Origin of the sequence: Kribbella ginsengisoli (assembly GCF_039537185.1) — a bacterium.
Lineage (GTDB): Bacteria > Actinomycetota > Actinomycetes > Propionibacteriales > Kribbellaceae > Kribbella > Kribbella koreensis.
In genome coordinates, this window is sequence record NZ_BAABAA010000050.1 from 1 (window position 1) to 616 (window position 616).

At 52.6% G+C, this 616-nt stretch carries 1 rRNA gene; it reads right to left on the minus strand.

The annotated features are described in order from the left end of the window. A 23S ribosomal RNA gene (locus tag ABD768_RS43000) occupies window positions 1–616 on the minus strand; the annotation flags it as partial.

The following is a 616-nucleotide window of genomic DNA, read 5'->3' on the forward strand; positions in this document are numbered from 1 at the left end:
CGTTATAGTTACGGCCGCCGTTTACCGGGGCTTCGATCAAGAGCTTCTCCTTACGGATAACCCCATCAATTAACCTTCCGGCACCGGGCAGGCGTCACACCGTATACGTCCACTTTCGTGTTTGCACAGTGCTGTGTTTTTAATAAACAGTTGCAGCCAGCTGGTATCTTCGACTGGTCTCAGCTCCATCCGCAGGGACTTCACCTACACACCAGCGTGCCTTCTCCCGAAGTTACGGCACCATTTTGCCTAGTTCCTTCACCCGAGTTCTCTCAAGCGCCTTGGTATTCTCTACCTGATCACCTGTGTCGGTTTGGGGTACGATTTAATGTTACCTGATGCTTAGAGGCTTTTCCTGGAAGCAGGGCATTTGTTACTTCAGCACCGTAGTGCCTCGTCATCACACCTCAGCCTTGATTATCCGGATTTGCCTGGACAACCAGCCTACATGCTTAAACCGGGACAACCGTCGCCCGGCTAACATAGCCTTCTCCGTCCCCCCTTCGCAGTAACACCAAGTACAGGAATATTAACCTGTTTCCCATCGACTACGCCTTTCGGCCTCGCCTTAGGGGTCGACTCACCCTGCCCCGATTAACGTTGGACAGGAACCCTT